13 protein-coding genes are annotated in these 12,901 nt (G+C 46.8%); 10 read left to right on the top strand and 3 right to left on the bottom strand.

The annotated features are described in order from the left end of the window. Nucleotides 1-56: 56 nt before the first annotated feature. The gene (pdaA, locus tag BZ167_RS05560) at nt 57-848 is read left to right on the top strand and encodes a delta-lactam-biosynthetic de-N-acetylase (RefSeq protein ID WP_003155556.1); all 792 of its coding nucleotides are present in this window, start codon (nt 57-59) and stop codon (nt 846-848) included. Nucleotides 849-882: 34 nt separating this feature from the next. Here pdaA and BZ167_RS05555 read toward each other — a convergent pair whose 3' ends face one another. The 3 genes from BZ167_RS05555 to corA all read right to left on the bottom strand — a co-directional run bounded on the left by BZ167_RS05555 (nt 883) and on the right by corA (nt 3,464). Then, nucleotides 883-1,743 carry an NAD(P)-dependent oxidoreductase gene (locus BZ167_RS05555; RefSeq protein ID WP_015417037.1) on the bottom strand — a complete coding sequence of 287 codons (861 nt, stop codon included), beginning with the start codon at nt 1,741-1,743 and terminating at the stop codon, nt 883-885. 50 nt (nt 1,744-1,793) lie between these two features. After that, complete coding sequence (locus BZ167_RS05550) at nt 1,794-2,441, bottom strand: hypothetical protein (RefSeq protein WP_061890495.1); 648 nt, start codon at nt 2,439-2,441, stop codon at nt 1,794-1,796. 63 nt (nt 2,442-2,504) lie between these two features. Then, the gene (corA, locus tag BZ167_RS05545) at nt 2,505-3,464 is read right to left on the bottom strand and encodes a magnesium/cobalt transporter CorA (protein WP_012117086.1); all 960 of its coding nucleotides are present in this window, start codon (nt 3,462-3,464) and stop codon (nt 2,505-2,507) included. Nucleotides 3,465-3,570: 106 nt separating this feature from the next. Between corA and BZ167_RS05540 the strand changes: the two genes are divergently transcribed. The 9 genes from BZ167_RS05540 (at nt 3,571) to BZ167_RS05500 (ending at nt 12,892) form a co-directional block, all read left to right on the top strand. Continuing rightward, nucleotides 3,571-4,434 carry a DNA-3-methyladenine glycosylase family protein gene (locus BZ167_RS05540; protein WP_031378890.1) on the top strand — a complete coding sequence of 288 codons (864 nt, stop codon included), beginning with the start codon at nt 3,571-3,573 and terminating at the stop codon, nt 4,432-4,434. A gap of 134 nt (nt 4,435-4,568) precedes the next feature. Then, nucleotides 4,569-5,969: a 23S rRNA (uracil(1939)-C(5))-methyltransferase RlmD gene (rlmD, locus tag BZ167_RS05535; RefSeq protein ID WP_015417040.1), complete on the top strand. Its 1,401-nt coding sequence runs from the start codon at nt 4,569-4,571 to the stop codon at nt 5,967-5,969. Between the two features lie 400 nt (nt 5,970-6,369). Beyond that, a complete protein-coding gene (locus tag BZ167_RS20310; protein ID WP_202631770.1) occupies nt 6,370-6,489 on the top strand; it encodes a class III lanthipeptide in 120 nt (39 codons plus the stop codon). A gap of 266 nt (nt 6,490-6,755) precedes the next feature. Beyond that, complete coding sequence (locus tag BZ167_RS05530; protein WP_015417041.1) at nt 6,756-7,055, top strand: YfzA family protein; 300 nt, start codon at nt 6,756-6,758, stop codon at nt 7,053-7,055. A 701-nt stretch (nt 7,056-7,756) separates the two neighbouring features. Then, nucleotides 7,757-8,740, top strand: a complete 984-nt coding sequence (locus tag BZ167_RS05525; RefSeq protein WP_007408522.1) for a tRNA dihydrouridine synthase — start codon at nt 7,757-7,759, stop codon at nt 8,738-8,740. 156 nt (nt 8,741-8,896) lie between these two features. Further along, complete coding sequence (locus BZ167_RS05515) at nt 8,897-9,376, top strand: DUF6884 domain-containing protein (RefSeq protein WP_015417042.1); 480 nt, start codon at nt 8,897-8,899, stop codon at nt 9,374-9,376. Between the two features lie 276 nt (nt 9,377-9,652). Beyond that, nucleotides 9,653-10,654: an acetoin:2,6-dichlorophenolindophenol oxidoreductase subunit alpha gene (gene acoA / locus BZ167_RS05510; protein ID WP_003155540.1), complete on the top strand. Its 1,002-nt coding sequence runs from the start codon at nt 9,653-9,655 to the stop codon at nt 10,652-10,654. A gap of 1 nt (nt 10,655) precedes the next feature. Continuing rightward, on the top strand, nt 10,656-11,684 hold the full coding sequence (acoB, locus tag BZ167_RS05505) for an acetoin:2,6-dichlorophenolindophenol oxidoreductase subunit beta (RefSeq protein WP_061861978.1): 1,029 nt from the start codon (nt 10,656-10,658) through the stop codon (nt 11,682-11,684). Between the two features lie 14 nt (nt 11,685-11,698). After that, nucleotides 11,699-12,892 (top strand): dihydrolipoamide acetyltransferase family protein, encoded by a 1,194-nt coding sequence (locus BZ167_RS05500; protein ID WP_015417044.1) that lies wholly within the window; start codon nt 11,699-11,701, stop codon nt 12,890-12,892. Nucleotides 12,893-12,901: the final 9 nt, after the last annotated feature.

Raw genomic sequence — 12,901 nt, 5'->3', positions numbered from 1 at the left:
TATAAAAGGGCAGGGCCTACTGCAAAATAAGGAAAAATGCAGAAGGAGTGCTGGTCATGAAATGGTTTTGTTCAATTTGCTGCATGGCCGTTTTACTTGCGGGAGGCATCAACAGCGCAGAAGCCGTGCCGAATGAACGGATAAACTGGGGCTTTAAACGCAGCGTCAATCATCAGCCGCCGGATGCCGGCAGACAGCTGGACAATCTGGTCAAAAAATATGATGCCTTTTATTTGGGCAATACGAAAGAAAAGACCATCTATTTAACATTTGATAACGGATATGAAAATGGGTACACCCCGAAAGTGCTTGATGTGTTAAAAAAACATCACGTCACGGGCACTTTTTTTGTCACGGGTCATTTTGTGAAAGAGCAGCCTGATTTGATTAAACGGATGTCAAAGGAAGGCCATATCATCGGCAATCATTCTTTTCATCATCCTGATCTGACGACAAAAACGGGCGATCAGATTCAAGACGAACTCGATTCCGTCACGGAAGCCGTGTACAACATTACCGGGAAGCGGGACAACCTATATCTCCGTCCGCCGCGCGGCGTATTCAGCGAATATGTCCTCAAAGAAACGAAGCGCCTCGGCTACCAAACCGTTTTCTGGTCCGTCGCATTTGTCGACTGGAAGGTTAACGAGCAAAAAGGGAAACAATACGCCTATGATCACATGATAAAGCAGGCGCATCCCGGCGCGATCTACCTTCTTCACACCGTTTCAAAGGACAATTCAGAAGCTCTGGACGATGCCATTACCGATTTGAAAAAAGAAGGCTACACGTTTAAAAGCATTGATGACCTGATGTTCGAGAAAGAAATGAAGCTGCCGCGCCTGTAAAAAACACCTCTCCTGGTAATGGAGAGGTGTTTTGTTATTTCAGGCATTTAATCAAAGCGGCCCAATCCAGATCCCCGAAGCCTTGTGCGATCCCGCTTTCAAAATGGCTCTTGGCCAGTTCGGCAAGAGGGAGTTTTGCGGAAACCTGTTCTGCGGCGGCGAGCGCCAGGTTGGTATCCTTCAGCCCTAAAGACATTTTGAAACCGGCCGGCTCAAATTTCTCCTCAGCCATGATCGTGCCGTAATTTTGATAGACGGGAGAGCCAAAGAGCGCGCCGGCGATTTCTAAAAATTGTTTTTGTTCTAACCCGTACTTCTCCATCATTAAGAACGATTCAGATAACGCCTCAAGCATGGACACGAGCAAGAAATTGACGCTGATTTTCGCGGCATTGGCCGTTTTTGTTTCTTCACCAGTGTCAAATACTTGCTGACTCAGGATGTTAAGCAGCGGTTCGGCCTTTTTCTTCGCTTCCGCCGGTCCGGCTGTGATGATGCGAAGCTCGGCCTTCTCGGCGGCATCGGGGCGGCCGAGGACGGGAGCGGCAATAAAGGACTGCCCTCTGCCCGAATGTGCGGCGGAAAGCTGTTCTGACAGCGCCGTACTGATCGTGCTCATTGAAATATGAATGCCGTTTTCAGATAACCCGGCAATAATGCCGCAAGCTCCGAAAGTCACGTCTGTTACGGCGTCATCGTCTGACAGCATGGACAGCACGATGTCCGCATGTTCAGCTGCCTGTCGGGGCGTTTCGGCATATTCTGCCCCTTTATCCAGCAGGTCAGCCGCTTTTTCTTTCGTCCGGTTATATACAGTCAGACTGTATCCGGCTTTCATGATATTTTCGGCGATGGGGCGGCCCATATTGCCGAGTCCGACGATGGCGATCTTCATTTCACAGTCCCTCCAATGAAAAGTTTTCCACCATTATACATGCAAAATGGTTAATCTGCTGTGTACAGGATTGCCACTTTCAGTTCAGGTTCTGAAGACCATCCGGAGTCTGAGGCGGCTTTCCCCTTATAAAATCCGGTAAATCGGGTTTTGATGATTGTTTTTGAACGGGGTTTTACAGTGAATGTTTTTGATTTGAATGTGACGTCCTTTATGTTTTCTGATAAGTCCGGGGTGACAGAAATGGTTTGTTCCCCTTTTCCGTAATGATTGATATAAAGTGTGCAGCTCATGCCCGCTCTTTTTCGCTCAACCAGATGACTGCATTCGCTGCGGTGCTTCACATATTCGACAGCCTCTTTTTCGGGCGCGAACTGTTTTAAGGAAAAAACGGCATATTCGGTGGCAGGACTGATACCGGAAGCGGCCCCCATACTGAGAAAGATCAGAAACAGCCCCGCCGCGGGAAGCGTCCGCCTGAACGCGGCGGCACACCAGATTAACGCCGCAAAGTAAAGCACAACCCCGGGAATGACGGAGATATGGACTCCATTTTCCGGCCAAGAGGAAAAGCCGAGCGACTCAAAGATGTAATCAGACACCGTACGGCCGTTATACAGCGGGGCAATGGACATGACACTGAAAGCCAGGAGGACAGAAGAAATGATTTTGTGAGAAAGGATGGTAACGGCGCACACCTCTTTACGTTTTTTTCCAGACTATCATGTTTTCTCAAAAAAAAGAACAGCCGGCAGCCGTTCTTACTTGAAAATATTAAACCAGCCTTTGCGGGCGAACCAAAACAGCATGGCGGCCACAAGAACGGCCATGACGCCCAAAACGATAAAATACCCGTATTTCCAATGAAGCTCAGGCATGTTATCGAAATTCATGCCGTAAACCCCCGCGATGAACGTCAGCGGGATAAAAATGGTCGAGACGATGGTTAATGTCATCATAATGGCGTTCATCCGGTTTGAATTCAGCGTCACGTAGCTGTCCCGCAAATCTGACGTCATATCACGGTTTGACTCGATCAGCTCAGCCAGTTTTAACAGGTGGTCATAAATATCGCTGAAATACGCTTTCGTTTCACGGCTTTCTTTTACATGGTCAAGGCTCAAAATCCGGTACATTAAATCGCGCATCGGAATGATCGTCCGCCTCAGGTTCAAAAGATCAGTCCGCAATTCAAACACTTCATTCATTAAAGTGCCGTAAGATTTATGGGTTCTGCTGTCTTCAATTTCATTCAGCCGGTCTTCAATTTTGTACAGCACGGGGAAATATTCATCGACAAGCTGATCCATCATCATATAAGTGATGTGCCCGGGCCCTTTTTTGGCTAATCCCGGAGAAGCGAAAAACCGTTCTCTCACCTTTGAGACGCCGGGCGATTCGTGCAAATGGAAGCTGACGATGAAACGGTCGGACTGAAAAATGTCCACCTCTTCCATTTCCAGTGTGTCCGGGTTCAAGGCGTGGAGCACATAAAAACGGTAGCCGTCATAATGGTCGATTTTCGGCCGCTGCATATGCTGAAAGCAATCCTCGATCGCAAGCGGATGAAAGTGAAAATAATCTCGCAGCAGCTCGGTTTCATGCATCTCAGCGCCGAAAAAATCAATCCAGTACCATGCGATGTCCGGTTGTTCTGTACGTGATAGGGGGATATTATCTAATATCTCATTATGTGTTGTGATTGCGGTTATATGTATCATAAACAACCCTCCGCCTGCCATTATATCATGCGGCGTTATGAAGAAAAGTATACGAATTGCCGCCCGGCCGCTTCATGATATACTTGGACAAAAAGGGGTGGAGCATATGTGGAAGGAAACGGTTTCGGTCACACCGCCGTATCATTTTGATAAAGTCCTTGAAAGGCTGTCGCTCGATCCGCTGAATGCGGTCGATCTTCATGCAAGATCAATCAAAGTGCCGCTCAGAACACGGGACGGCAAACTGTCCGTCATCACGGTTCAAGCGGAAGGCACCGCCGCAGACCCGGTCTTTCTCGTCAGCGGAGAAACGGACCGCGAGGAGATGATTGAACGGATCAAACACATTTTTCAGTGGGAGCAGCCGCTTCAGCCTGTGCTTGATCATTTCTCAAAAACAAATCTGTCGGCGCTTTTTGAGGAGCATGCGGGAACCCCGCTCGTCTTGGAATATGACGTCTACAACTGTCTCATGAAATGCATCATCCACCAGCAGCTCAACCTGTCCTTCGCTTTTACTTTAACGGAACGGTTCGTCCATGCCTTCGGTGAACAAAAAGACGGCGTCTGGTGCTATCCCGAGCCGAAAACGATCGCGGCGCTTGAGTATCAGGACTTGCGGGAGCTCCAGTTCAGCATGAGAAAAGCGGAATATGCGATTGACATTTCACGGATGATTGCAGAAGGAGCGCTCAATCTGGCGGAACTTACCCATTTATCGGATGAAGACATTATGAAAAAGCTGATCGCCATCAGAGGCATCGGCCCGTGGACCGTCCAAAACGTCCTCATGTTCGGCCTCGGCCGCCCGAATCTGTTTCCTTTGGCGGATATCGGCCTGCAAAACGCCGTCAAACGCCGCTTCGCCCTTGAGGATAAACCGTCAAAAGACGTGATGCTCCAGGTAAGCAGCGAATGGGCGCCGTATTTAAGCTATGCGTCCTTGTACTTGTGGAGAAGTATTGAATGATGAGGATTTTTGGAAACTTCCAGTGAAAAACATGAAGGAACTGCCGGCTGCATGTTATACTGAAAAGATGTGATATTTCAAATCAGCCGTTTTCCCAGGAGGAAGGCTTTATATAGAAACGGAGAGAAAAAAACGTGAATCAACATCAAAAAAAGGCGCCTGCCGAATTGAAAATCGGACAGACATTTCCGCTGACCATCAAACGTCTCGGCATTAACGGAGAGGGCGTCGGCTATTTTAAGAAAAAAGTTGTCTTCGTTCCCGGCGCTCTGCCCGGTGAAGAAGTCGTTGCCGAAGCGACAAATGTGCAGCCGAAATTTTCAGAAGCACGTGTCAAAAAAATCCGCAAGCCGTCTGAACACCGCGTCACGCCGCCATGCCCGGTCTACGACCAGTGCGGCGGCTGTCAGCTTCAGCATCTGGCATACACCCAGCAGCTTCGCGAAAAACGCGACATCGTCATTCAGTCTCTGGAACGTCATACGAGATTCAATGTCGAAGAAATGAACATTAAAGATACGATCGGAATGGACAACCCTTGGAATTACCGGAACAAAAGCCAGTTCCAAGTCGGACGCTCGCAAAGCGGCAGCATCATTGCCGGCTTATACGGACTGGATTCCCATAAAATCGTTCCGATTAAGGAATGCATTGTCCAGCATCCGGCGACAAACAAAACAACGGGTATCGTCCGCCGTATTTTGGAAAAACACAACGTATCCGTTTATAACGAACGGACCAAAAAAGGCGATGTCCGCACCATCGTGACGAGAGTCGGTTTTGAAACAGGCGAAGTGCAGGTCGTGCTTGTCACCGCGAAAGAGACACTGCCGAATAAAGACGAGATCGTCAAAGCCATTCAAAACCGTCTGCCGGAAGTGAAATCGATTATTCAAAACGTCAACGGCGCGCGCACATCCGTCATTTTCGGTGACAAAACAAAAGCGCTGGCCGGAAGCCATGCCATTCAAGAAGTGCTCGGTGACGTGTCATTTGAACTGAGCGCCCGCGCCTTCTTCCAGCTCAACCCTGAGCAGACGGTCAAGCTGTATGACGAAGTGAAACAAGCGGCTCAGCTGACAGGAAAAGAAAAAGTCGTAGACGCGTATTGCGGCGTCGGTACGATCGGCATGTGGGTCTCAAGCGGCGCAAAAGAGATCCGCGGCATGGACGTCATTAAAGAATCAATTGATGATGCGAAGAAAAACGCCAAAAAACACGGCATCAAAAACGCGGCATATGTCACAGGAACAGCCGAACACTGGCTCCCGAAATGGACGAAAGAAGGCTTCCGCCCTGACGTGGTCATCGTCGACCCGCCGAGAACCGGCTGTGACAGAACATTTTTAGATACCATCAAAAAAGTAAAACCGAAACGCTTCGTCTACGTATCCTGCAATCCTTCCACACTGGCGAAAGACTTGCAGACGATGTCGAAGGACTATCGCGTCGAATATATTCAGCCTGTTGATATGTTTCCGCAGACGGCTCATGTGGAAGCCGTGGCGAAGCTTGTATTAAAATCGTCTAACTAAAATAAACAATTCGTAATCAGACCTGGATTTCGGTAAATTAAACAATTCCGATTTCCGGGTTTTTTTATGTTTTGTGCCCTTGTCCTATCTGTCTTTTGTCTTTATTTAACTGATAAAAAGAGTTGAAAAAACGTATGGAAAAGAAAGTGAAAAACAGCCAAGTAGGCTGCTTCACTTTCTTTTTTTCGTTTGGAAACGGCATTACAGACAAAATATGAAGATCTTGTTGTGAACCAGAAGCAATAACAAGTCGTTCATGTTCCGTGAATACTTGTAATCTCAGTTAATATTTTGTAAACTTCTTTCTTAAAGAATAAAGTCCCCGACACTCATCGGCACTTCTACTATTGGCGATAGTTGTAATAAATGATAAAAAGGAGGTGAAACCGAATGAGAGATATTGGAACCTCAACCACTGAACGAAGGTTCTGAAGCAGAAGGTGTAAAAGGCAAGGTTGGCTTACTTACACTAATCACAACGGCAGTTGGAACATCTACTATTAGCAACAACTGTGGATAAAAGATCAAACACACTAAAAAAGCATGTTTGGTCGTTATACATGATATGAAAGCCTAAACAGGAAAAAAGGGCCCCGATTATTTTCCTTATTCCCAAAGAAGAAATAAATCCGAGGCGGAAACGCAAGTGATAACAACTATTACAGTAATACTTGCGATGGTTATATCCTTAATAAGTAATTATTGCGACAATCATGCTTCATCATATAATGATGTTAGATTGACACTTGGCTAAAAAGTATTGCAGAAAAGGAAATGGATAATGAAATGGATAAAGTAAACAAAAAACGACCGTTGTATAAAAAAAGTTGGTTTCTCACGGTTTTGGCATTTTTAGTTTCACAGCTTTATTTTAATTTTGCAGAATTAACGGGATGGGGTCCTAATTATAGAGAAATGAATGGATTCCCAGCAAACATAGTTGAACTGGATTTCTTTCAAACATATCTTTCATTCTATGATAATCCATGGTTTAATATTGTCACTGTTTTCTTGGGGGTTTTCACTGTTATACAAATCATCACAGGTATAACAAAGGATATTCGAAATGAAAGCAATAACTTCTGATGCCTTATTTAATGATGAAAGAAAATGAACACTTTTTTATTAATCTTATGAATGAGACTGCGACACTTAGTCAGCAGTCTATTTTATTGGTTCTGGATCAGGATTACCGAATCGTAACCTTATACAAACATTTATAGATGATTTCTGTGGCACCTTATAAATGTAATTATTTATTTTTTTATGCAGATATTTTGTTTATAAGTAATAACTTTAAAACTAAAACGTTATAAAGATATTGACATATGGCCAATTATTTTGCATTGGTAATAGGGAGAACTCATATGATATTCTATTTAGGTTGAAATCCTTTTGTCCAAAAAGAGCAAAAGTAAGGCCGCTAAGAAAAATGAAGGTCAGCGCTACTATTAATAAACCACAATATAAATAAAAAATAGGTGTAGATAATCATCACACTTTTTTCTCTCTCAAACCCTTTTAAAGGTTAAGGAGTTGGCTGAGTTGATCAGAAATGAGCGATATGGGGTTAACTATAGCGATAGTTTATTACGTTAACTCAATTAAGGTGTTCTGCTTCAGTTTGCATTTCACTTTTTCACGTGTAAAAAGTGAAATGTTCAAAATTTACTATCGTTTGATAAGAAGTGCTGACACATGCTATAAGTGTAAAAGAAGCATGGTCAGTTTTTAATTTTGGGATCAAGGTTTGACTGTATCCCATCATGAAAGGATTTGGATTTGTTATGACAGATAATTTCTGGCGTGAATTACCACGGCCATTTTTTGTACTGGCACCAATGGAAGATGTGACGGATGTCGTTTTTCGCCATGTTGTGAGTGAAGCCGGCAGACCTGATGTGTTTTTCACAGAGTTTACAAACTCAGAAAGCTATTGTCACCCGGATGGGAAGGATAGTGTGCGCGGCCGTTTGACTTTCACGGAGGATGAACAGCCGATGGTTGCCCACATATGGGGAGATAAGCCTGAAAACTTTCGCCAAATGAGTATTGGGATGGCGGAATTAGGGTTTAAGGGCCTGGATATCAATATGGGCTGTCCTGTACCTAATGTGGCGGGGAATGGAAAGGGAAGCGGCCTGATTTGCCGTCCTGAAGTTGCAGCCGAATTAATACAGGCGGCGAAAGCAGGAGGTCTGCCGGTAAGTGTGAAGACCAGACTTGGCTACACGGATATAGACGAATGGCGCGGCTGGCTGACACACATACTGAAACAAGACATTGCGAATCTTTCCATTCATCTGCGTACAAGAGCGGAAATGAGTAAAGTAGATGCGCATTGGGAGCTCATCCCGGAAATCAAGAAACTTCGTGATGAGATAGCGCCGGATACCCTATTGACGATCAATGGGGATATTCCTGACCGTGAAACCGGCTTGAAACTCGCTGAACAATACGGTGTTGACGGGATTATGATTGGACGAGGCATTTTTACTAATCCATTCGCCTTTGAAAAGGAGCCGAGAGAGCATAGCAGTAAGGAATTGCTTGATCTTTTGAGATTGCACCTGGATCTTCATGATGAATATTCAAAAGCAGAAGCTCGAGCATATAAACCGCTCCCCCGCTTTTTCAAGATATATCTCCGCGGATTCCGTGGAGCAAGTGAATTAAGAAATCAATGCATGAATACAAAGTCAACAGATGAAGTGCGTGCATTGCTCGATGACTTTGAGAGAAAGTATCTTGATGGGATGGAGCAAGAGTGACATAAATACCTCTTCATCCGGCCCGGATTTCGGTTTGAATTCCGGGTCTTTTTGTGTGCAGTTTTTACCCAGACAGATCCATGGCCAGTTTCGTCATGCAGAAATAAACGAATCATGGTACATTGATAGGACATACATCATAAAGGGGAGAGAAAAATGAAACGACTGTGCATCATCCCCTGCGGCAAGAAAAAAATTTGGGATGTCCATTCAGATACAGGTCCGGTAAGGGCGGAAGACGTTTATCTCAGCCCGTTTCATCAGGCGTGCGAGCGATATGCGAAAGCATTTTTCGATGAGTGGGTAATTTTGTCGGCAAAGCACGGATTCCTTCGTCCGGATGATATGGTTCCCGGAAATTACGATGTCACTTTTGGAACCGGTCATCCGGAGATCATGGCAGCGGACGAGCTGCGCCGTCAATTTCATGAAAAAGGCTTTTCCGACATCGAAGAGCTTGTCATGCTTGGCGGGAAAAAATACCGAAGCGTCCTAAACGCCGTCATCGGAGAGCATCAGCATATCACCTGGCCTTTGTCATCGTATAAAGGCATTGGCTACATGCTTCAAGCGCTGAATCGGGCTGTTGAAGAAAAGCATGAACTGCAGCACGCGGATATGAAAAAAAGAGTGTAACCACTCAAACGCCGCGATAGACTGTATGCAGAAGAATGAAGCAGTTAAAAGATTTCCGAGGAAATAAATACGTCGATCATTGTCAAAGACAGGGTGATGCCCGGTCTTTTTTGTATGCCATAAAACGAGACAAAGGGAACAGATCGAGACAAAATGAGACACCTGTCTCAAACTGTCTCCATTGTAAAAATAAAAACATTCATTTTACGGGCTTCAAAGGCTGGCATGCTTCTTGCATTTATAAGTGTGAACCCTAAATAGAAGGAGGCGCACAAAATGGAATTGTTAAAACGAGAAGGCTTGTCATTAACTGAGGAGAAAGCGCTGTGGATGTACCAAAAGATGCTGGAAATCAGGGGCTTTGAAGACAAAGTGCATGAACTGTTCGCGCAAGGAGTGCTTCCCGGATTCGTCCATTTGTATGCCGGTGAAGAAGCGGTAGCTGCGGGGGTGTGCGCTCATTTAGATGATGGCGACAGCATTACAAGCACACACAGGGGACATGGCCATTGTATCGCCAAAGGCTGTGATCTGGACGGCATGATGGCGGAAATATTCGGAAAAGCGACCGGACTGTGTAAAGGCAAAGGCGGTTCTATGCACATTGCGGATCTTGATAAAGGCATGTTAGGCGCAAATGGAATCGTCGGGGGCGGATTCACGCTCGCATGCGGATCAGCGCTCACGGCTAAATATAAACAAACTAAAAATGTAAGCGTTTGCTTTTTTGGGGACGGAGCCAATAACCAAGGGACTTTCCATGAAGGGCTGAACTTAGCGGCAGTATGGAATCTTCCTGTCGTGTTCATCGCCGAAAACAACGGCTACGGCGAAGCCACGACATTTGAGTACGCGTCAGCCTGTGATTCAATCGCCGATCGGGCGGCTGCCTACAACATGCCGGGGGTCACGGTGGACGGAAAAGATATTTTAGCAGTTTATCAGGCAGCCGGGGAAGCGATAGAAAGAGCAAGAAACGGCGGAGGCCCGTCTTTGATTGAATGTATGACTTACAGAAACTACGGCCATTTCGAAGGGGATGCCCAAACTTATAAAACAAAGGATGAAAAGACTGAGCATCTTGAAGAAAAGGATGCCATTCAAGGCTTTAAAAACTATCTTCTAAAAGAAACAGATGCAAATAAACTGTCAGACATCGAACAGCGTGTCAGCGAATCGATTGAAAAAGCCGTCTCGTTCAGCGAAAAGAGTCCATATCCGAAAGAGTCTGAGCTGTTGACAGACGTCTACGTGTCATATGAAAAAGGGGGAATGTGAGATGGCGAGAGTCATAAGCATGTCGGACGCGATCAATGAAGCAATGAAGCTTGCGATGAGAAAAGACGACAATGTGCTTGTAATCGGTGAAGATGTCGCCGGGGGAGCGGCGGTCGATCACTTGCAAGATGATGAAGCATGGGGCGGTGTACTGGGGGTCACAAAGGGGCTCGTACAGGAATTCGGCAGAAGCAGGGTGCTGGACACACCGATTTCTGAGGCGGGCTACATGGGTGCGGCCATGGCTGCGGCATCCACGGGGCTGAGACCGATTGCGGAACTGATGTTTAACGATTTTATCGGAACGTGCTTTGACCAAGTGATCAACCAAGGGGCGAAATTCCGCTATATGTTCGGCGGTAAAGCGCAAGTGCCGATCACCGTCCGCACCACATACGGAGCCGGGTTCCGGGCAGCCGCTCAGCATTCGCAGGCGCTGTATGGCCTGTTCACGAGCATCCCTGGACTGAAGACAGTTGTTCCATCCAATCCGTATGATGCCAAAGGTCTTCTGCTTGCAGCAATAGAAGACAATGATCCGGTGTTCTTCTTTGAAGACAAAACGTCCTACAACATGAAGGGCGAGGTGCCGGAAGATTATTATACAATTCCGCTCGGAAAGGCGGATATCAAACGCGAAGGCAGCGACATCACGCTCTTTGCAGTCGGCAAGCAGGTCAATACTGCGCTTGAAGCGGCTGCGCAGCTTTCTGAGAAAGGCATCGACGCCGAGGTGCTTGATCCCCGGAGTCTGTCTCCTTTAGATGAGGAAGCGATTTTCACATCGTTAGAAAAAACAAACCGGCTGATCATCATTGACGAAGCCAATCCGCGCTGCAGCATCGCCACGGATATTGCTGCGATTGTCGCCGATAAGGGCTTTGATTTGCTTGATGCACCGATTAAACGGATTACAGCGCCGCATACACCAGTGCCGTTTTCGCCGGTGCTTGAAGATCAATATTTGCCGACACCAGACCAAATTGTCAGCGTCACGCTTGAATTGCTTGGCGAGCCGGCAATGAATTAAAGGAGGGATATAGAATGGCTGTAAAAGTAGTAATGCCGAAGCTGGGAATGGCGATGAAGAAAGGTGAAGTATCCGTCTGGAATAAAAAAGTCGGCGACCCGGTTGAAAAGGGAGAAAGCATCGCCAGCATCAACTCGGAAAAAATAGAAATGGAAATAGAAGCGCCTGAAAGCGGCACGCTTCTTCATATTAAAGTCAAAGAGGGAGAAGGAGTCCCGCCGGGAACGCCCATCTGTTATATCGGGGAAAACGGCGAAGAAGTGCGGGAGAAGGAGGCGCCGGTTCCTGAAAATGCAGGGAAACCGCAAGCTGAACCTGAACATATTCCCGCTCCCAAAGCCGTGCAAAAGCGTAAACACCGCGTGAAAATATCTCCCGTTGCCCGAAAAATGGCGGAGAAAGCCGGGTTGAAAGTTGATACGCTGAACGGGACGGGGCCCGGAGGCAGAATCGTAAAAGCTGACGTCATCAAGGCCATGAAGACGGAAGCTGAACCGCAGTCTTCGGTTCAGACGGCACAGCCGGAGGGAAAACCGGCTTCAGCGATGAGAAAAGTGATTGCAGACCGAATGCACAAAAGCCTGCAAAACAGCGCCCAGCTGACGCTGACGATGAAAGCGGACATTACGGAGCTTGTAAAATGGCAGCAGCAGCTCGCCGACAGCGCGAAAAAGCGGAGCGGTGTTAAACTGACGGTCACACATTTCGTATCCCGGGCCGCGGTGCTTGCGCTGAAACAGCATCCTGAGCTGAACAGCTCTTATCAAGAGGAGCGGATCATCACCTATCCATATGTCCACCTCGGGATGGCGGTTTCTCTTGAAAACGGTCTCGTCGTGCCGGTGATTCGGGATGCGGAAAAGCTTTCATTCCTTGAGCTTGCGGATCACATCAGCACATCGGCACGCCGGGCGCGGGAAGGCAATGCTTCCGGAGATGACCTGCACGGATCGACATTTTCTATTACAAATCTCGGGGGTTACGGAATTGAGCATTTCACCCCGATTCTTAATCCGCCTGAAGCCGGTATTCTCGGAGTAGGCGCAAGCTATGAAACGCCTGCGTTTAAAGGAGATGAACTTGTCAAAAGCACCATGCTGCCGCTGAGCCTTACCTTTGACCACAGAGTATGTGACGGCGCACCGGCTGCGGACTTCCTGAAAACGGTCAAAGCGCTGCTTGAAGAGCCGGCCGGATTGATTTTATAGAGAGGGTGA

This window comes from Bacillus sp. 275 (assembly GCF_001999205.1).
In the GTDB taxonomy this organism is placed as follows: domain Bacteria; phylum Bacillota; class Bacilli; order Bacillales; family Bacillaceae; genus Bacillus; species Bacillus velezensis.
The sequence above is the reverse complement of the archived record's forward strand: the minus strand, read 5'-3'. Positions and strand labels throughout refer to the sequence as shown.

Excerpts from the sequence above, each read along its gene's own strand:
- pdaA (WP_003155556.1), top strand. The coding sequence starts at position 57 with ATGAAATGGTTTTGTTCAATTTGCTGCATGGCCGTTTTACTTGCGGGA.
- BZ167_RS05515 (WP_015417042.1), top strand. The coding sequence starts at position 8,897 with ATGAAACGACTGTGCATCATCCCCTGCGGCAAGAAAAAAATTTGGGAT.
- corA (WP_012117086.1), bottom strand. The coding sequence starts at position 3,464 with ATGATACATATAACCGCAATCACAACACATAATGAGATATTAGATAAT.
- BZ167_RS05500 (WP_015417044.1), top strand. The coding sequence starts at position 11,699 with ATGGCTGTAAAAGTAGTAATGCCGAAGCTGGGAATGGCGATGAAGAAA.
- acoB (WP_061861978.1), top strand. The coding sequence starts at position 10,656 with ATGGCGAGAGTCATAAGCATGTCGGACGCGATCAATGAAGCAATGAAG.
- BZ167_RS05555 (WP_015417037.1), bottom strand. The coding sequence starts at position 1,743 with ATGAAGATCGCCATCGTCGGACTCGGCAATATGGGCCGCCCCATCGCC.
- acoA (WP_003155540.1), top strand. The coding sequence starts at position 9,653 with ATGGAATTGTTAAAACGAGAAGGCTTGTCATTAACTGAGGAGAAAGCG.
- BZ167_RS05540 (WP_031378890.1), top strand. The coding sequence starts at position 3,571 with ATGTGGAAGGAAACGGTTTCGGTCACACCGCCGTATCATTTTGATAAA.
- BZ167_RS05525 (WP_007408522.1), top strand. The coding sequence starts at position 7,757 with ATGACAGATAATTTCTGGCGTGAATTACCACGGCCATTTTTTGTACTG.
- BZ167_RS05530 (WP_015417041.1), top strand. The coding sequence starts at position 6,756 with ATGGATAAAGTAAACAAAAAACGACCGTTGTATAAAAAAAGTTGGTTT.